This window comes from Kutzneria buriramensis (assembly GCF_003387475.1).
GTDB classification, from domain to species: domain Bacteria; phylum Actinomycetota; class Actinomycetes; order Mycobacteriales; family Pseudonocardiaceae; genus Kutzneria; species Kutzneria buriramensis.
Genome location: NZ_QUNO01000011.1, coordinates 254,749 through 272,130 on the forward strand (window position 1 = coordinate 254,749; position 17,382 = coordinate 272,130).

The following is a 17,382-nucleotide window of genomic DNA, read 5'->3' on the forward strand; positions in this document are numbered from 1 at the left end:
CGGCGTCGGTCGCGGTCGCGATCGGCGCCGGGGCGCATCCATGTTCACCACTGACCCCGTCCCCACCCGTCCAGGCAGACCTCGCTCCAGCCGGCAACCCGACCAGCGCCCGGTGAGGTCGTCGAGGAGCAACCCGTGTTCCAGTACCTGATTCGACGGTTGCTGATCTCCATACCCATCCTGCTGATCGGCAGCTTCCTCCTCTTCCTGCTCGTGGCGTCGGCCGGTGACCCGCTGGCCGCGCTGAAGAGCAAGCCCGGCGTCACCGCCGCGCAGATCCACACCCTGTCCGTCCAGCTCGGCCTCGACCACCCGGTCCTGGTCCGCTACTGGAACTGGCTGACCGGCTTCGTCCGCGGCGACTGGGGGGTCAGTGTCGCGCTCGGCGAGGCCCAGACCCCGGTCATCGACACCATCAGCAGCGCGCTGTGGATCACCATGCGGCTGGTCATCGGCGCCGAGCTGATCGCCCTCGTGCTGGGCATCTCGGTCGGCGTGTTCTCCGCCGTGCGGCAGTACTCGATCTTCGACTACATCATGACCAGCGTCGCGTTCGTGATGTTCTCGATGCCGATCGCCTGCGTCGCCGTCGTGATCAAGGGCTACGGCATCCAGTTCAACGACGTGCTGGTGTCGCTGCACCTCAAGCGCTGGCTGACCACCGCGGGGCCGCCCCCCGGCGGCTTCGGCAACAACCTCGGCCAGGTGATCGTCAACTACACCGGCACGTTCATCCTGCCGACGATCTCGCTGATGACCATCAGCTTCGCCGCCTACAGCCGGTTCCAGCGCGCCTCGATGCTGGAGACGCTCAACGCGGACTACGTGCGCACCGCCCGGGCCAAGGGCCTGTCGGCGAGCCGGGTGCTGTTCCGGCACGCGATGCGCAACGCGCTGATCCCGGTCAGCACCCTGTTCGCGCTCAACATCGGCGCCATCATCGGTGGCGCGATCATCACCGAGCACGTGTTCGGCTGGAACGGCATGGGCACCGTGCTGGTCTCCGCCGTCACCAACTACGACCCGCCGACCCTGATGGGCTGGTTCGCGGTGACCGCGACGGTTGTCGTCGTGTTCAACCTGCTCTCCGACCTGCTCTACGGCATCTTGGACCCGAGGATTCGCCTTGGCTAACGTGACCCAGTCCACCGCGGTCGGCACCGCCGCCGCCGTGCGCTCCGAGTTCGACGCCAAGGCGCGTTCCCAGAGCTCGATCATCTTCGGGCGGTTCGTGCGCCACCGTGCGGCCATGATCAGCCTCGGCCTGCTGTTGCTGCTCGTGCTCGCCGCGTTCCTGGTGCCGCCGCTGCTGCCGTACAACTACCAGGACACCAGCTCGGGCGGCTTCCTCAAGCCCGGCGGCGGCCACCTGCTGGGCACCGACCAGCTCGGCCGCGACACCCTGGCCCAGCTGCTGCGCGGCACCCAGTTCTCGCTGGCCATCGCCTTCACCGTGGCGATCAGCTCCACCGTCGTCGGCGTGGTCATCGGCGCCGTCGCCGGCTACCTGAAGGGCTTCCTCGACAACGCCCTGATGCGGCTGGTCGACCTGTTCCTGATCGTGCCGCAGATCGCGCTGGCCGCGATCCTGGTGCACGCCTGGTCCAGCACCTGGTGGGTGGTCTCGATCGTGCTGGCGCTGTTCAACTGGATGAGCATCGCCCGCATCACCCGCGGCGAGGCGCTGTCGCTGTCGGCCCGCGAGTTCATCGAGGCCTCCCGCGCCGCCGGCGCCGGCACCTGGCACATCGTGTTCAAGCACCTGATCCCGAACATGGTCGGGACCATCACGGTGAACGCCACGCTGTCGGTGTCCACCGCCGTGCTGACCGAGGCCGCCCTGTCGTTCATCGGCCTGGGCGTGCAGCTGCCGGACACCTCGCTCGGCCTGATCGTCAACGACAACTACACCCAGGTGCTGCTGCGGCCCTGGCTGTTCTGGGGTCCGTTCCTCGCGATCGTGCTGATCTCGATGACCATCAGCTTCATCGGTGACGGACTGCGTGACGCGTTCGACCCGCGGCAGACGAAGGTGCGTGCCTGATGACCAACGGGATCGAGACGAACGAGCCGCTGCTGCGGGTGTCCGACCTGACGGTCGAGTTCCCCACCGAGGACGGGGTCGTGCACGCCGTGCGCGACCTGTCCTTCGAGCTCAAGCCGGGCGAGGTGCTCGGCGTGGTCGGCGAGTCGGGCTCCGGCAAGTCGGTGTCGTCGATGGCCATTCTGGGGCTGCTGCCCAAGACGGCCCGGGTGGCGGGCTCCATCGCCTACCGCGGCGAGGAGCTGACCGGCCTGAGCTACAACGAGATGCGCAAGTATCGCGGCAACGCCATCTCGATGATCTTCCAGGACCCGATGACCTCGCTGAACCCGGTGTTCACGGTGGGCCACCAGCTCGCCGAGGCCTACCTGGAGCACCACAAGGTGTCCAAGAAGGCGGCGTGGGCCAAGGCCGTGGAGGCCCTGGAGCAGGTCGGCATCCCGCAGCCGGACCGGCGGGCCAAGCAGTTCCCGCACGAGTTCTCCGGCGGCATGCGGCAGCGCGTGGTGATCGCGATGGCGATCATCAACGACCCGGACGTGATCATCGCGGACGAGCCGACCACCGCTCTGGACGTGACCGTGCAGGCGCAGATCCTGGAGACGCTGCTACGCATCCGGGACGAGACGAGCGCCGCCATCATCATGATCACCCACGACCTGGGTGTGGTGGCCGGCATGGTGGACAAGGTGCAGGTCATGTACGCCGGCACCGTCGTCGAGGCCGGCACCGTGGACGAGGTCTTCGACCTGCCGCGGATGCCGTACACGGTGGGCCTGCTCGGCTCCAACCCGGACCCGAGCCTGATCGGCGAGCGGCTGACGCCGATCTCCGGCGCGCCGCCCTCGCTGGTCAACCTGCCGTCGGGCTGCGCCTTCTCGCCGCGCTGCCCGCTGGTGGCGCCGGTGTGCCACGAGTCGGAGCCGGAGCTGTACGAGGCCGGCGGCGCCGTGTCGCACCTGACCCGGTGCCACCGGTGGAACGACCTGGCCGGCTACGAGAACCCGAAGAAGCTGTTCGCGCACAAGGAGATCGGCGCCGAGGAGCCGCTGGCCGCCCTGCTGATCGACAACCCTGAGGCGGTCGTCGAGGAGCACCTCGCCGACAGCGGTGACACGGAGAAGGAGGCCGCGTCGTGAGCACCGGCACCGAGACCAGGCCGGCGGCCGGCGGCGCGGACACCACCGGCACCCCGCTGCTTCAGGTCAACGACCTGTTCAAGTCGTTCCCGGTGCGGGGCGGCGGCATCATCCCGCGCACGGTCGGCCACGTGCAGGCCGTGCACGGCGTGAGCTTCGACCTGGCCGCCGGCGAGACGCTGGGCCTGGTCGGCGAGTCCGGCTCGGGCAAGTCGACCACCGGCCGGGCGATCCTCCAGCTGCACAAGCCCACCTCGGGCTCGGTGAAGTTCGAGGGCAAGGAGCTGACCACCATGCGTGGTCGGGACCTCCAGCAGATCCGCCGGGACATGCAGATCGTGTTCCAGGACCCGTACGCGTCGCTGGACCCGCGCTGGCAGGTCAACGACATCATCGCCGAGCCGCTGCGCATCCACCGGTACGGCACGACGGAGAAGATCCAGGCCCGGATCAACGAGCTGTTGCAGATCGTCGGTCTGAACCCGGAGCACCGCAACCGGTACGCGCACGAGTTCTCCGGCGGGCAGCGGCAGCGCATCGGCATCGCGCGGGCGCTGGCGCTGAACCCGAAGTTCGTGGTGCTGGACGAGCCCGTGTCGGCGCTGGACGTGTCCGTGCAGGCCGGTGTCGTCAACCTGCTGGAGGAGCTCCAGCACGAGCTGGGCCTGGCGTACCTGTTCGTGGCGCACGACCTGTCCGTGGTGCGGCACCTGTCGCACCGGGTCGCGGTCATGTACCTGGGTTCGCTGGTCGAGGTCGGGCCGCGGGAGCTGATCTACAGCAAGCCGATGCACCCGTACACGCAGGCGCTGCTGTCGGCCGTGCCGGTGCCGGATCCCAAGCGCGAGCGGGAGCGTCAGCGCAACCGGATCGTGCTCACCGGCGACATCCCCAGCCCGGTCAACCCGCCGTCGGGGTGCCGGTTCCGCACCCGGTGCTGGAAGGCGCAGGAGATCTGCGCGACGGAGGCGCCGGAACTGAAGAAGCGTGGCGACAGCGAGCTGCTGTCGGCGTGCCACTTCGCCGAGGAGATGCCGGTCGCCTGACCGTGTCCGTTGGCCCGTGGGCCGTTCGACGAACCCCCTTCGTCGGACGGCCCACGCGCCGTTTCACCGGTGTTCCTCCCCACGGTGTCTACGACCCTAGCGAGGGGGTCTGACATTTTCGTGACGCGGCGAGGTCACCGGGTCTTCAGGCTGGTCAGGAAGGCGGCGAAGGCGGCGGCGGGGAAGGTGAGGATGTCGCCGTCAGGGTTCTTGGAGTCACGAACGGCGGTCAGGAGAGGTTGGACGGCAAGCTCGACACAGTCCCCGCCGTTGCCATTGCTGTAGCTGGACTTCCGCCAGCGGATCGGGGTCGCCATGCGGCCCTCCTAGAGTTCGCGCATCACCAGGTCGATCAGCTCCACCGTCTGCGCGGTGCTCAGTGCCGCGCCGAGGAGCCGCTCGAACCTGAGCTACACGCGTCGACCTGCTCTTCCTGGTCCAAATAATCCGCGCTGGTCAGGCTTTCCAGATAGACGATCCGCACGTCATAGGGACTTGGCAGCTGTAGCAACGCAAAGGAACTTCCCATCGCCGCGTGAGCGCCGGTGATGGACGGCAGCACATGAAGCTCGACTGTCGGTAGTTCCGCAACCTCGTGCAGCCGCGCCAACTGCGCCCGCATCACCTTGTTACCGCCGACCACGCGGTAGATCACAGCCTCGTTGAGCACCGCCACGATCCGCGGCGGCGTCTCGTGCTCGAGGAGGCCCTGCCTCTCGGTGCGGCCGGCGACAAGGCGATCGACCTCCTGGGCCGGCCGGGCCGGGTCGGCCGCCGGCGTGACCGCTCGGGTGTGGTCCTCGGTTTGGAACAGGCCCGGGACCAGCTCGTTCTGGCCGACCCGCCCCGACCGCGCCACGGTGGCGCGCCGGGAGCAGGTCGGCGGCGACTAGGACCAGAGCGTGCCGCCGGCGTAGTCGGACGCCAGGGTCGAGTGCACGGAACTCATCACCGCCGAATCGGTGGTGATCAGGCCGAGCTCCCGGTTCTCGGTGAGCGACGCGCTGGAGAAGTTCTCCGAACCCAGGAACACCTTCGCCCCGCTGCGGCCGTAGTCGGCGACGATGGCCTTGGCGTGGATGTAGAGCGGCGCGTCGGCGGCGTAGGTCGAGACCTTGGCGCCGGCCGCGGTGAGGGCGTCGAATTCGGTGGCGTAGTCATTTGCCGTATTTGTCATGATCACCTGCACCGACACGCCGCGCTTGGCGGCGTTCTGCAGTGCCGTTGTCACGGCCGGCAGGCCCATTTCCTCGTTCTCCACCTGGAGCGACGCCGTCGCGCCGTTGATCAGGGCCAGCAGCTGCGGCTCCGAGTCGGTCGGGCGCCACACGAGGTCCGCGCCGTCGCCGGGGGTGATCGACGTGTGCGCGTAGTCGGCGTTGAAGACCTTCTCGATGGCGGTGACGTCGGTCGCGGTGGTGTCGATCACCGCGAAGTCGCGGCTCGTGGCGTAGTACTGGCTGGTCAGGTTGCCGGTCATGATCGCGGACGTCACACCGTCCACGGTGAGCGTCTTCTGGTGCGTGGCGGCGTACTTCGTGTTGGCCCACACCACGTGCACGCCCTTCCCGGACAGCAGCGTGAAGGCCGACTGGTTGTGTGTGCGCTCCCGGTTCGTGTCGAGCACGACCCGCACCGTCACGCCCCGCGCGGCCGCGGCGACGAGGTCGTTCTCGGCGGTGGTGTCTGTCAGCTCGTACATTGTCAGGTCGATCGTTTTTTGCGCGTTGTTCACGAGGTTGTATATGGCCGTGTAACCCTGCTGTGGCTGCGTGACCAGCGTCAACGGTGAATCGGCGGCGGAAGGTAATGTCATGGACAAGACGGCAGGAATGGCGAGTAAAAGAGAGTTCCTCATGCCTTTTTGATAGCGTGAATAGTATTCTTGCGTCGGGCCACTAATTCACGGTTGACGGGCGCCGGCCGCTGCGACACCTTCGCGTCACGGAGACGTCACGCCCCCTTGGTTAGCTATGACCGTCGACGACGGGGGTGTTCCGAGTCGCTGCCGGCCTCGCGGCAGGGGGGAACTCGGAGCGGTTCCGGCGAAGACGCAAGGGGGGAAACGAGGCCGCGTTCGCTGATTCCCCAGTCCCCGGACGCGGTCTCGGCCTCCCCACCACCGATGGGGCTCGGGCCCGACAACTACGCTTGGCGGGTGACCCTGACCGCCCCACCACGGCTCGCGCTGGTGCACGCGCACCCCGACGACGAGAGCCTGTGGACCGGGGGGACCATCGCCCACTACGCCTCGCTCGGCGTGCACGTCACCGTCGTCACCTGCACGCTCGGCGAGGAAGGCGAGATCATCCCCGCCAGCCTGAACGAACTGCGCGCCGAGGCCGCCGACCAGCTCGGCGGCTACCGGGTCGGTGAGCTCCGCTCCGCCTGCGCCGCGCTCCGCGTCAACGACCACCGCTTCCTCGGCGGCATCGGGCGTTGGCGCGACTCGGGCATGGTGGGCGTCGCCGCCAACGGCCACCCGCGCGCGTTCGTCGCCGGCGACACCGCCGTGCAGACCGAGCAGCTCGCCGACGTGTTGCGGCAGGTGAAGCCGCAGGTCGTCGTCAGCTACGACAGCAATGGCGGCTACGGCCACCCCGACCACATCCGCGCCCACGAGATCACCACCGCCGCGGCGGCGCTGGTGCCCGAGGTGCTGCGCGTGTTCCACACCGTGACGTCACGCGACGGCGTGGCCGCCGGGCTGGGGAAGCTGCGCGGCGTCGAGGGCGTGCCGTGGCGGATGCCGGAGCCGGGCGAGCTGTCCGTGGTGGACGACGAGATCATCACCACCCGGATCGCCATCGAGGACCACGTGCCGGCCAAGCTGAGCGCGCTGCGGGCCCATGCCACGCAGGTCAGCGTGTGGCAGAACGGCGAGGGCTCGGCCTGCTACGCCCTGTCCAACGGCATCACCCAGCCGGTGCTGGGCACCGAGTACTACGTGCTCGCCTTCGGCCCTTCGGAGGGCGCCGAGACCGACCTGTTCGGCGGCCTGAACGACGTGGAACGCGCGCGATGAGGCCCGGCGACTGGGCGGTGCTCGTCGTGCTCGTGCTCGACGCGATCCTGCTCGCGGTCGTCGACATCGTGTTCCTGCCCGCCCGGTTCGACGGCGAGGTGCTGCCGGACCTGGGCGGTTTCCCGTTCCCGATCACCATCCTGCTGGCCGCGGTGACCACGCCGCTGCTGGTGCGCGCGGCCGCCCGGCTGCGCCCGGTGACGTGGATCGGCGGCCTGCCCGGATTCGTTTGGCTGGCGGTCAGCCTGTGGCTGACGGTCGGCGGGCCGGGCGGGGAGTTCCTGGTCTATCCGGACTGGCGGATCCTGGCGCTGCTCGCGGCGGGCGCGCTGCCGTCCGCCGTCGTGCTGGGCAACGCACTGGGTCGGGCGGCGAGGCAGCCCGTTTCCGGTGGATGACTCGGAGGTCGTCGCCGCGCTGCGGCCCTTCGCCCGCGCCGCCGGGCAGGTGCTCGCCGTGCTGGCCGAGCCGGACCCGTTCCGGCTGCACGGCCGCGCGATCGGGGCCGTGGCCAACATCGACGGCGTCGACCCCAAGTACCTCGCCCGGCTCGGGACGCTGCCCGACGACCTGACGGCCCGGATCGCGGCACTGGTGCCGCTGCTGGTGGCGTCCACGGGCGTCGACCGGCGTGCGCTCACCCTCGCCGAGCAGGCGCTGGTGGTGTGCGCCGAGGCCGAAACCGTGGAGCTGCGGGTGCGGGTACTGGCCGGGGTGCTCTACGGCCGTGACGTGAACGCCGCGTCCATCGGCGGTGACGAGGACGGCCAGACCACGTACCTGCTTGCCGAGCTCACCGAGGCCAACCGCCGGCACGGTCGCGTCACCGTGCGGGCGTTGGCCGTGACGGCGCGGCGGCTCGGCGACCTGTTGGCGACGATCGACGGGCGCGCCGGCCCGCTGATCGGTGGCAGGCTGGTGTTGTGGCGTCTGCGCAAGCGGGCGCGGCGGTGGATCCGTGAGCACAGCGCGGTCCGATGGGACCCGCGGGGGAGGCAGCCATGAGTGTGCAGCGCAAGGACGACCGGCACTCCAACGACCCGGTCGACGCCATCAAGGCGTTGGTCGACGGCGAGAACGAGAAGGCCAAGCCGAGCACTGGCGGCCCCCAGTTCCGCATCACTGGTGACCTTCGTCACACCGACAAGAAGAAGCCTCAGAGTCGATAGCTTCTGGGTCGCCAGTAGCCGTAGCGGTGGTGCTCGGCGAAGCCGAGCCCCTCGTACAGGCGGATCGCCGCCGTGTTGTGCGTGGCGACCTGGAGCACCGCGCGGTCCGCGCCACGCTCCCGTGCCCACGCGCCCAACGTCGCCAGCAGTCGTTTCGCCACGCCCTGCCGCCGCTGCTCCGGCGCGACGGCCAGGCGGGAGATGTGCAGCGTCGTGTCGACAATGCAGCCGCGGACCACCGCCATCCGCTCCACGTAGCCGAAACCGAGCAGCGGACCCGTGCCCAGCACGTGCCGCTGCGCCGCCGTCGGCTCGCCCACCGCGAGCTCCCACCACTGCCGTGACGGCTTGTCCAGCACCTCGCCCAGCGCCTCTCCGTCGGGCAGCGGACCGGTCATCACCTGCGACTCCGCGCCGCCGGGATGGTCGGTGGCCGGTTGCCAGCCGGCCTCCCGGATCTGCCGTTCGGTTTCCGACCCCTGCGTGACGTGAGCGGCCGGTTCGATGGCGTGCCGCGCGGCGAAGGCGGCATTCGTGGCGAGCGCCGCCGAAATGGGCATGCCCGGGTCACCCGTGGTCAGGGCGCTGTTGGCCCGTCCGGTGAAGCCGCCCGCAGCGCGCAGGCGCCACTGGCCGAGGCGCTCGTCGACCAGCGCCGGCCAGGCGTCGGCGCACAGCAGTTCCAGCTCCGTGATGGCGTCCACCCCGTGACTGTGCCCGGGGCCACATGGCGGATCGAGCAATTTTCCCGGCCCTCGGGACGTACCGTGGCGCTTGGGGTGCCCAGGTGTGAGCCTGACCGGCCAGCCGGGGGATACTGACCGGGTGCGCGCGGACCCCTGACGGTGTCTCGCGGCGGATGAACGAAGAGGGAAGCAGGAGAACGCAGTGACCTACGTGATCGCCGAGCCCTGCGTCGATGTTCTCGACAAGGCGTGCATCGAGGAGTGCCCCGTCGACTGCATCTACGAGGGTGACCGGATGCTGTACATCCACCCCGACGAGTGCGTCGACTGCGGTGCCTGTGAGCCGGTCTGCCCGGTGGAGGCCATCTACTACGAGGACGACGTCCCGGACCAGTGGAAGGACTACACCAAGGCGAACGCGGACTTCTTCAACGAGCTGGGCTCGCCCGGCGGCGCCGCGAAGATCGGCAAGACCAGCAACGACCCGGCGTTCATCGCCGCGCTGCCGCAGCAGGCCGCGCACGAGTGACCGGTAACACAGCGGGGCCGGCGCTGCCGGACTTCCCGTGGGACTCGCTGGCCGACCACGCCGCCACCGCGCGGTCGCACCCTGACGGTGTGGTCGACCTGTCCGTGGGCACCCCGGTCGACCCGGTGCCCGAGCTGATCCGGGACGCCCTCGCGGCCGTCTCCGACCAGCCCGGCTACCCGACCACGCACGGCACCCCCGAGCTGCGCCAGGCCGCCGTCGACGCGATGGCCCGGCGCTTCGGTGTGACCGGGCTCGACCCGGTCGCCGTGCTGCCCACCATCGGGTCCAAGGAGCTGGTGGCGTGGCTGCCCACCCTGCTCGGCGTGCGCGCCGGCGACGTGGTGGCCATTCCCGAGCTGGCGTACCCGACCTACGAGGTCGGGGCCCTGCTCGCCGGCGCCGAGGTGGCGCGGGTGGAGGGGCTCACCGCGCTCGGGCCGCGCCGACCGGCCCTGCTGTGGCTGAACTCCCCGTCCAATCCGACCGGGCGAGTGCTGCCGGTCGAGCACCTGCGCAAGGTCGTCGACTGGGCGCGGGAGCGGGGCACGATCGTCGCCTCCGACGAGTGCTACCTGTCCCTGACCTGGGAATCTTCGGCCGTGTCGATCCTGGACCCGCGGGTCAGCGGCGGCAGCGCCGAGGGGCTGCTCGCCGTGCACTCGCTGTCCAAGTCGTCCAGCCTCGCCGGGTACCGCGCCGGGTTCGTCACCGGCGATCCCGCGCTGGTCAAGCGGCTGCTGGAGATCCGCAAGCACGCCGGCATGATCGTGCCGCGGCCCGTGCAGTCGGCGATGACCGCCGCGCTGAGCGACGACCAGCACGTCGTCGAGCAGCGGTCCCGGTACGAGGCGCGGCGCAAGGTCCTTCGGGAGGCGCTGCTCGGCGCCGGCTTCCGCATCGACCACTCCGAGGCCGGGCTGTACCTGTGGGCGACCCGGGACGAGGACGCGTGGGACACCGTCGCCTGGCTGGCGTCCCAGGGCATCCTGGCCGCTCCCGGCACGTTCTACGGCCCGACCGGCAACCGGCATGTGCGTATTGCACTGACCGCCACCGACGAGCGCATCGCCGCCGCGGCGGCGCGCCTCGCCAACTGACAACCCTCTTTTTGCCACATGCGCTTCCTATTTGGCGTCTGGTGACACATCGGAAGCGCATGTGGCAAAAAAGGCGGCTGTCAGCGTAGGGCGGCTTTAGCCTGGCGGTCGACCGTCCGCCACACCTCTCGCCACTGGTCGCGGGTGGTGACCCGGCGGACGTGCTCCCGCTCCACCAGCCGCCCGGCCACGAACACCAGGTCCCAGTCGACGACGTCGCCCTGGGCCGCCACCAGCCGGCGCACCTCCTGCTCGGCGACGCAGGCGTCCTGGTGCTCGCCGAGCACCTCCTGGAGCTCCTTCGCCGCCGCCAGCAGCTCCCGGATCTGTTTGCCGGCGATGGGCTTGACCAGCTCGGCGGCGTACCGCAAACGCTTGCCATAGATGCGCAGGCGGTGCAGGTCCTCGTCGGGCGGGTCGGCGGGCAGTGCCCGGACCGCCCGACGCAGCCGACGGAACGGGGCCCGGACCAGGTCCATCAGCTCGGGCTGGACGGCGTCGTCCACTTCGGAGTTCGCGGCCTGCGCCAGATGCGTCAGCAGCGTCCGGTAGCGCGGGCTGTCCAGCGCCGAGTTGAGGTGTTCACGGGCCGCGAGGCGCTCGGCGACGAGGCCGTCGAGCAGCGTGGTGGCGGCGGCCCGCTCGTCGTCCGAGAAATCGTCGGTCTCGGCACGCAGCCGGTCGATCAGCACGTCCAGGTCCCGCACCGGCCCGAGCGCGCCGCCGAGCCAGCCCAGCTCGGCCCGCAGCCGTGTGCAGTCGGGCACACTTTCGGGCGCCGACTTGAGCACGGCTCGCAGCCGCCGCACCGACACCCGCATCTGGTGCAGATCCTCGGGATCCTCACCGGTGCGCGTGCCCGGCTCGTAGTGCAGCATGGCCAGCGTCTGGGCATGGAGGGCCGCTCGGACGTGGCGGGCCACCGAGTCCCGGGCCGTCGCCGGGACCGGCTGCGGCGCAAGGCCGAGCCGCTCCGGCGTGACCGGCCGGCGGGCCGTGGTGGTCTGGCTCATCGATGAATGGTAGGTGACGAACGGATGAATGGCTCCCCCGAACGGATGGATGCCGACCTGCTCGAGGCCGCCGTGCGCGAGGCCCGCGCCGGCCGGGCCGAAGGCGGGATTCCCATTGGGGCTGCGCTGTTCCATGTGGACGGCACGCTGCTCGGCGCCGGCCACAACCGGCGCGTGCAGGACGGCGATCCGTCGATGCACGCGGAGACCGCCGCCTTCCGCAACGCAGGCCGCCGGCCCACCTACCGTGACACGATCATGGTGACGACGCTGTCGCCGTGCTGGTACTGCAGCGGCCTGGTGCGCCAGTTCAACATCGGCCGGGTGGTGATCGGCGAGGCCCGCACCTTCCACGGCGGCCACGACTGGCTGGCCGAGCACGGCGTCGCCGTGACGGTGCTCGACGACGACGAGTGTGTGGGCATGATGACCGAGTTCATCGCCGCCGAGCCGCAGCTGTGGTTCGAGGACATCGGGGAGACGCAGTGACCACGTCAGTGCCGAGCATCGACCTCCAGCCGTGGTTCCACGGCGACGACCGGGACCGCGCCGAGGTGGCCGCCCGCGTCGACGAGGCCTTGCAGACCGCCGGCTTCCTGCTGATCACCGGGCACGAGGTGAGCACCGACCTGCGCGACGACACCCGGGCCGTGGCGCGGGAGTTCTTCGCGCTGCCGGAGGACGTCAAGCAGCGCTACGCCACCGCCGTCGGCGGCCGGGGCTGGCTGCCGCCCGGCGCCGAGGCCAACGGCTACGCCGAGGGCACGCCCACGCCACCGGACCTGAAGGAGTCCTTCACCGCGGCCTGCGACAACCCGACCGGCGATCCCCGCGTCGACGCCGAGTGGTTCGCGCCGAACGTGTGGCCGGCCGAGCTGCCGCGGATGCGGGAGGTCGTCGGCGAGTACCTGGACGAGATGCACGCCCTGTCCGACGAGCTGATGGCGCTCTGCGCCGTCGCGCTGGGCCTGGACGTCGACTACTTCGAGCCGTTCCTGACCGAGCCTACGTACGGGTTCAACATCAACTGGTACCCGCCGCTGACGCGGGTCGGGCCGCCGGCCGAGGGCCAGTTCCGGATCGGGCCGCACACCGACTTCGGCACCGTGACGGTGCTGGACCGGGAGCCGGGGCTCGGCGGGCTGCAGATCTACACCCAGGACGGGGAGTGGGTCGACGCGCCTTTTGATCCGGCGGCGTTCACCGTGAACATCGGGGACTTGATGGCCCGGTGGACCGGCGACCGCTGGCGCTCCACCCGGCACAGGGTCCTGCCGCCGTCGCCCGACGCGCCGGCGGAGGACCTGATGTCGCTGGTGTTCTTCTACGAGGCCAACCACGACGCGGTGGTGGAGTCGCTGGCCCCGCCGATCGGCCGGCGCAGCTACCCGCCGACCAACTGGGGCGCGTACCTCAAGGAGAAGCTGGCCGCGATCACGGTGAGCTGACGCCGATGCAGGTAAGGCGTCCTTCCCTGCATTCGACGCAGGGAAGGACGCCTTACCTGCGTCAGGTCAGTTCGCGTGGAGGGCGGCGTTGAGGGTGATGCCCTGGCCCTTGCGGGGGCGGACCTCGACGGCGCCGCTCACCGAGTTGCGGATGAACAGCAGCCCCGACTGGCCGGACAGCTCCAGCGCCTTGACGACGCCGCCGTCCGGCAGGGTGACCTTGGTGGCGGCGGTGACGTACAGGCCCGCCTCCACCACGCAGTCGTCGCCGAGAGTGATGCCGACGCCGGCGTTGGCGCCGAGCAGGCAGCGCTGGCCGATGCTGATGACCTCCTTGCCGCCGCCGGACAGCGTGCCCATGATCGACGCGCCGCCGCCGACGTCCGAGCCGTCGCCGACCACGACGCCGGCGGAGATCCGGCCCTCCACCATGGAGCTGCCCAGGGTGCCGGCGTTGTAGTTGACGAAGCCCTCGTGCATGACGGTGGTCCCGGCGGCCAGGTGCGCGCCGAGCCGGACCCGGTCGGCGTCGGCGATCCGCACGCCGGCCGGCAGCACGTAGTCGACCATGCGCGGGAACTTGTCCACGCCGTACACGGTGACCGGCCCGCGGGCTCGCAGCCTGAGCCGGGTGGCCTCGAAGCCGTCGACGGCGCACGGCCCGAAGTTCGTCCACACGACGTTGGCGAGCTTGCCGAAGATGCCGTCCAGGCTCAGGCCGTGGGGCGCGACCAGCCGGTGCGAGAGCAGGTGCAGCCGCAGGTAGACGTCGTGGGTGTCGACCGGCGCGGCGGCGAGGTCCTCGATCACCGTGTCCACGACGACGGTCTGCACGCCGCGGGCCTTGTCCTCGCCGACGAGGTCGGCGAAGTCGGGCTTGTCGGCGGCGGGGGAGCCGAGGGTGGGCGACGGGTACCAGGTGTCCAGGACAGTCCCGTCGTTGGTGATGGTGGCGAGGCCGGTGCCGTAAGCGCTGGTGGTCACGGCACAACGGTAACCTGCCGAAGGTGACGACATCGCTGGACCTGACCGCCGATCCCGTCGAGCTCACTGCCGCGCTGGTGGACGTGCCGAGCGTCTCCGGCGACGAGGATGCGCTGGCCGGCGCGGTCAAGGCCGCCCTGGCCGAGCAGGCGCCGCACCTGGAGTTGGCGGTGTCGGGGAACACGGTCCTGGCGCGCACGAACCTGGGTCGCCCGTCCCGCGTGGTGCTGGCTGGCCACCTCGACACCGTGCCGATCAACGACAACCTGCCGCTGCGCCGCACCGGCGCCGGCGGCGATCTCGTCCTGCACGGCTGCGGCACCGTCGACATGAAGGGTGGCGACGCTGTCTTCCTGCACCTGGCCGCGACCATCGCCGAGCCGGCGCACGACCTCACCTTCATCTTCTACGACTGCGAGGAGATCGAGGCGTCCCGCAACGGCCTCGGCCGGATCGAGCGGGACCTGCCCGAATGGCTGCGCGGCGACCTCGCGATCGTCGGCGAGCCGTCCAACGGCGTGATCGAGGCCGGCTGCCAGGGCACACTGCGGATCGAGTTGCGCACCAAGGGAATCCGAGCGCACACGGCCCGGGCCTGGATGGGCGAGAACGCCATCCACGCGATGGCCCCGGCGCTGCACAAGCTGGACGAGTACGAGCCGCGCGAGGTGGACATCGACGGCTGCCGCTACCGCGAGGGCCTGCAGGCCGTGAAGATCACCGGCGGCGTGGCCGGCAACGTGGTGCCGGACGAGTGCGTGCTGACGATCAACCACCGGTTCGCCCCGGACCGCACCGCGGCCCAGGCGGTGGACCACCTTCGGGTGCTCTTCGAGGGCTTCGAGCTGACGGTCGTCGACACCGCCGAGGGCGCGCTGCCCGGTCTGTCCGCGCCGACGGCCCGTCAGCTGGTCGAGGCCGCGGGCGGCACGCCGGTGGCCAAGCTGGGCTGGACCGACGTCGCCCGCTTCGCCGCGCTGGGCATTCCCGCCGTCAACTTCGGGCCGGGCGACCCGACGCTGGCCCACACCCAACAGGAGCATGTGGCGGCCGGCCAGATCACGCACTGCGCCGAGGTGCTGCGCCGCTTCCTGAGTAGAGTTTCCCGATGAACGAGAACCAGGAGCAGCCGCTGAAGGAGCGGCAGCGCGGCCCCGTGACGCTGCGCCGGGACCGCTCCAGCGAATCCACCACCACCGACCAGCGCCTGCTGGACGCCCGCGGCCCGTCCGACTGGGTGCACACCGACCCGTGGCGGGTGATGCGCATCCAGGCCGAGTTCGTGGAGGGCTTCGGCGCGCTGGCCGAGCTGCCCAAGGCGGTCACGGTGTTCGGCTCGGCCCGCACCAAGCCGGACCACCCCGAGTACGAGATCGGCCGCAAGCTGGGCGGCGCGCTGGCCGAGGCCGGCTTCGCCGTGATCACCGGCGGCGGCCCGGGCTCGATGGAGGCGGTCAACCGCGGCGCGTCCGAGGCCGGCGGCTACTCCGTCGGCCTGGGCATCGAGCTGCCGTTCGAGCAGGGCCTGAACCCGTGGGTCGACCTCGGCGTCAACTTCCGCTACTTCTTCGCCCGCAAGACCATGTTCATCAAGTACGCCCAGGCCTTCATCTGCCTGCCCGGCGGCTTCGGCACGCTGGACGAGCTGTTCGAGGCGCTGACCCTGGTGCAGACCAAGAAGGTCACCAAGTTCCCGGTCGTCCTGTTCGGACGGTCCTATTGGCAGGGCCTCTACGACTGGCTCCACGATTCGGTGGAAGCGGGCGGAAAGATCGGTGCCAAGGACATGCAGCTGCTACATCTGACGGACGACATCGACGACGCCGTTCGGGTGGTCCAGGACGCCTATCGGGCGTGGGAGCAGGTGCACTGATTCCCAACTTTCGGACCTGACGGCCGGCGCGCGGGACCCCCTTGAATGGGCGGGGTCGGCTGATCAGGAGGAAAGCCATGGGGCGACGAACGGTCAAAACCGCGGGCGTGCTGGTGGCCGGGGCCGCGCTGGCGCTGGGCGGCGTCGCCGCCGCGCCCGCAGGCGCGGCGCCCGCGCCGGGACACCACACCTTCAGCAAGGCGGCGGCGTCCTTCGTCGGCGCCACCACCGTCGAGCAGAAGGTCGCGCGCATGGAGGCCGTGCTGGCCGGCATGACCCGGCTTGGCACGGCCTACGACGTAAAACCCTTGTGGGACAAGGGCACCAAGGGTGACGGCATCACGGTCGCCACGCTGGTGTCCTACGGCGACGCCAACATCCAGGCGGTCATCGACTCCTACGATTCGCGCAACGGACTGCCCAAGGCCAACGTGCAGGTCATCGCCCCGGTCGGGCACGTGCCCGGCTGCAACGACTCGGGCGTGGACACCGCGACCTGCCAGAGCTGGGGCGGCGAGACCGACCTGGACGTGGAGATGATCCACACCATCGCGCCGAACGCGAAGATCGTCGTCGCCGCCACCCCGGTCGCCGAGACCGAGGGCATCACCGGCCTGCCCGAGATGATGCAGGCCGTCGACTACATGACGACCAATCACGTCGCCGACATCATCTCGATGAGCTTCGGCACCGCCGAGCCCAACTTCGACTCGCCGAGCCAGATCACCGGCCTCGACCCGGCGTTCCAGCGTGCCAGCGCCGCCGGCGTCACGCTGCTGGCCTCCTCCGGCGACACCGGCGCCAGCGGCAACACGAAGAGCGGCGGCTTCTGGAACAAGCAGGTCGCCAGCTGGCCGGCGTCGGACCCGAACGTGACCGCCGTCGGCGGCACCAACTCGGTGCGCAACGTGCCGTCCACCGTGCTGTGGCCCGACTCGGGCGGCGGCCTGTCCGCGGTCTACGACCGGCCGAGCTGGCAGGACAGCGTCTCGAAGACCACCAACAGCACCAAGCGGGCCTTCCCCGACATCACCATGGAGGGCACCAGCGGCACCTCCGAGGCCTCGCCGCTGTTCGCCGGCGTGCTGGCGCTGGCCGCGCAGACCAAGGGCGGCCGGCTCGGGCAGGTCAACACCGCGCTGTACACCGGCAAGCTCGCCGGCATCGTCGACGTGACCAGCGGCAACAACACCTTCAACGGCGTCAAGGGCTTCGCCGCCGGCAAGGGCTACGACATCGTGTCCGGCTGGGGCACCGTCGACGCCGCCAAGTTCGTGCCGTCCCTGGTGGCGGCTCTCCACTGACGGTAATCCTCTCCATGCAGGG

Annotated in this window: 21 protein-coding genes; 15 read left to right on the plus strand and 6 right to left on the minus strand. The window is 70.3% G+C overall.

Annotated features, from left to right (window positions below; translation table 11 throughout):
- Positions 1-135 precede the first annotated feature (135 nt).
- Genes BCF44_RS31005 through BCF44_RS31020 form a run of 4 tightly spaced genes read left to right on the plus strand, consistent with a single transcriptional unit; the run spans position 136 to position 4,229 of the window.
- Positions 136-1,134: an ABC transporter permease gene (locus tag BCF44_RS31005; protein WP_116177954.1), complete on the plus strand. Its 999-nt coding sequence runs from the start codon at positions 136-138 to the stop codon at positions 1,132-1,134.
- Entirely contained in the window at positions 1,127-2,044 is a 918-nt protein-coding gene (locus BCF44_RS31010; protein ID WP_379799532.1) for an ABC transporter permease, read from the plus strand. Before BCF44_RS31005 ends, BCF44_RS31010 begins: the two co-directional genes overlap by 8 nt.
- Complete coding sequence (locus tag BCF44_RS31015; RefSeq protein ID WP_116177955.1) at positions 2,044-3,183, plus strand: ABC transporter ATP-binding protein; 1,140 nt, start codon at positions 2,044-2,046, stop codon at positions 3,181-3,183. The genes BCF44_RS31010 and BCF44_RS31015 overlap by 1 nt, the downstream gene beginning before the upstream one ends.
- The gene (locus BCF44_RS31020; RefSeq protein WP_116177956.1) at positions 3,180-4,229 is read left to right on the plus strand and encodes an ABC transporter ATP-binding protein; all 1,050 of its coding nucleotides are present in this window, start codon (positions 3,180-3,182) and stop codon (positions 4,227-4,229) included. Before BCF44_RS31015 ends, BCF44_RS31020 begins: the two co-directional genes overlap by 4 nt.
- 134 nt (positions 4,230-4,363) lie before the next feature.
- On the opposite strand, the gene BCF44_RS31025 is transcribed toward BCF44_RS31020, so the two are convergent.
- Genes BCF44_RS31025 through BCF44_RS31035 form a run of 3 tightly spaced genes read right to left on the minus strand, consistent with a single transcriptional unit; the run spans position 4,364 to position 6,045 of the window.
- Entirely contained in the window at positions 4,364-4,546 is a 183-nt protein-coding gene (locus tag BCF44_RS31025; RefSeq protein ID WP_116177957.1) for a DUF397 domain-containing protein, read from the minus strand.
- Positions 4,547-4,605: 59 nt separating this feature from the next.
- A complete protein-coding gene (locus BCF44_RS31030; protein ID WP_116177958.1) occupies positions 4,606-5,088 on the minus strand; it encodes a DUF5753 domain-containing protein in 483 nt (160 codons plus the stop codon).
- A gap of 30 nt (positions 5,089-5,118) precedes the next feature.
- Positions 5,119-6,045 (minus strand): phospholipase D-like domain-containing protein, encoded by a 927-nt coding sequence (locus tag BCF44_RS31035; RefSeq protein ID WP_116177959.1) that lies wholly within the window; start codon positions 6,043-6,045, stop codon positions 5,119-5,121.
- A gap of 342 nt (positions 6,046-6,387) precedes the next feature.
- On the opposite strand from BCF44_RS31035, the gene mshB reads away from it, so the two are divergent.
- From mshB to BCF44_RS55790, 4 genes are read left to right on the plus strand one after another with little or no spacing between them, the layout of a single operon-like run.
- Entirely contained in the window at positions 6,388-7,254 is an 867-nt protein-coding gene (gene mshB, locus BCF44_RS31040) for an N-acetyl-1-D-myo-inositol-2-amino-2-deoxy-alpha-D-glucopyranoside deacetylase (protein WP_116178104.1), read from the plus strand.
- A complete protein-coding gene (locus BCF44_RS31045; RefSeq protein WP_116177960.1) occupies positions 7,251-7,652 on the plus strand; it encodes a hypothetical protein in 402 nt (133 codons plus the stop codon). The genes mshB and BCF44_RS31045 overlap by 4 nt, the downstream gene beginning before the upstream one ends.
- Positions 7,645-8,259 (plus strand): hypothetical protein, encoded by a 615-nt coding sequence (locus tag BCF44_RS31050; protein ID WP_116177961.1) that lies wholly within the window; start codon positions 7,645-7,647, stop codon positions 8,257-8,259. The genes BCF44_RS31045 and BCF44_RS31050 overlap by 8 nt, the downstream gene beginning before the upstream one ends.
- Positions 8,256-8,423 carry a hypothetical protein gene (locus BCF44_RS55790; protein WP_170217840.1) on the plus strand — a complete coding sequence of 56 codons (168 nt, stop codon included), beginning with the start codon at positions 8,256-8,258 and terminating at the stop codon, positions 8,421-8,423. Before BCF44_RS31050 ends, BCF44_RS55790 begins: the two co-directional genes overlap by 4 nt.
- Here BCF44_RS55790 and BCF44_RS31055 read toward each other — a convergent pair.
- Complete coding sequence (locus tag BCF44_RS31055; protein WP_116177962.1) at positions 8,411-9,127, minus strand: GNAT family N-acetyltransferase; 717 nt, start codon at positions 9,125-9,127, stop codon at positions 8,411-8,413. The two genes, BCF44_RS55790 and BCF44_RS31055, sit on opposite strands and share 13 nt — an antisense overlap.
- 184 nt (positions 9,128-9,311) lie before the next feature.
- On the opposite strand from BCF44_RS31055, the gene fdxA reads away from it, so the two are divergent.
- Together fdxA and dapC are read left to right on the plus strand one after the other, a co-directional pair.
- Positions 9,312-9,638: a ferredoxin gene (gene fdxA, locus BCF44_RS31060; RefSeq protein WP_116177963.1), complete on the plus strand. Its 327-nt coding sequence runs from the start codon at positions 9,312-9,314 to the stop codon at positions 9,636-9,638.
- Positions 9,635-10,738: a succinyldiaminopimelate transaminase gene (dapC, locus tag BCF44_RS31065; protein WP_116177964.1), complete on the plus strand. Its 1,104-nt coding sequence runs from the start codon at positions 9,635-9,637 to the stop codon at positions 10,736-10,738. Before fdxA ends, dapC begins: the two co-directional genes overlap by 4 nt.
- Positions 10,739-10,818: 80 nt before the next feature.
- Here the strand turns inward: dapC and BCF44_RS31070 are convergent, their stop codons facing one another.
- Positions 10,819-11,751: a CHAD domain-containing protein gene (locus tag BCF44_RS31070; RefSeq protein WP_116177965.1), complete on the minus strand. Its 933-nt coding sequence runs from the start codon at positions 11,749-11,751 to the stop codon at positions 10,819-10,821.
- 24 nt (positions 11,752-11,775) lie between these two features.
- Here BCF44_RS31070 and BCF44_RS31075 point away from each other — a divergent pair, with 24 nt between their 5' ends.
- Both BCF44_RS31075 and BCF44_RS31080 read left to right on the plus strand, forming a co-directional pair.
- Positions 11,776-12,240, plus strand: coding sequence for a nucleoside deaminase (locus BCF44_RS31075; RefSeq protein ID WP_379799518.1), 465 nt, complete (start codon positions 11,776-11,778; stop codon positions 12,238-12,240).
- Positions 12,237-13,199: an isopenicillin N synthase family dioxygenase gene (locus BCF44_RS31080; RefSeq protein WP_116177967.1), complete on the plus strand. Its 963-nt coding sequence runs from the start codon at positions 12,237-12,239 to the stop codon at positions 13,197-13,199. The genes BCF44_RS31075 and BCF44_RS31080 overlap by 4 nt, the downstream gene beginning before the upstream one ends.
- A gap of 66 nt (positions 13,200-13,265) precedes the next feature.
- On the opposite strand, the gene dapD is transcribed toward BCF44_RS31080, so the two are convergent.
- Complete coding sequence (gene dapD, locus BCF44_RS31085; protein WP_116177968.1) at positions 13,266-14,216, minus strand: 2,3,4,5-tetrahydropyridine-2,6-dicarboxylate N-succinyltransferase; 951 nt, start codon at positions 14,214-14,216, stop codon at positions 13,266-13,268.
- Here dapD and dapE point away from each other — a divergent pair.
- The 3 genes from dapE to BCF44_RS31100 all read left to right on the plus strand — a co-directional run bounded on the left by dapE (position 14,207) and on the right by BCF44_RS31100 (position 17,360).
- The gene (gene dapE / locus BCF44_RS31090) at positions 14,207-15,295 is read left to right on the plus strand and encodes a succinyl-diaminopimelate desuccinylase (protein ID WP_116177969.1); all 1,089 of its coding nucleotides are present in this window, start codon (positions 14,207-14,209) and stop codon (positions 15,293-15,295) included. The two genes, dapD and dapE, sit on opposite strands and share 10 nt — an antisense overlap.
- Positions 15,292-16,056 carry an LOG family protein gene (locus BCF44_RS31095; RefSeq protein WP_116177970.1) on the plus strand — a complete coding sequence of 255 codons (765 nt, stop codon included), beginning with the start codon at positions 15,292-15,294 and terminating at the stop codon, positions 16,054-16,056. Before dapE ends, BCF44_RS31095 begins: the two co-directional genes overlap by 4 nt.
- A gap of 77 nt (positions 16,057-16,133) precedes the next feature.
- Complete coding sequence (locus BCF44_RS31100) at positions 16,134-17,360, plus strand: S53 family peptidase (protein ID WP_116177971.1); 1,227 nt, start codon at positions 16,134-16,136, stop codon at positions 17,358-17,360.
- Positions 17,361-17,382: the final 22 nt, after the last annotated feature.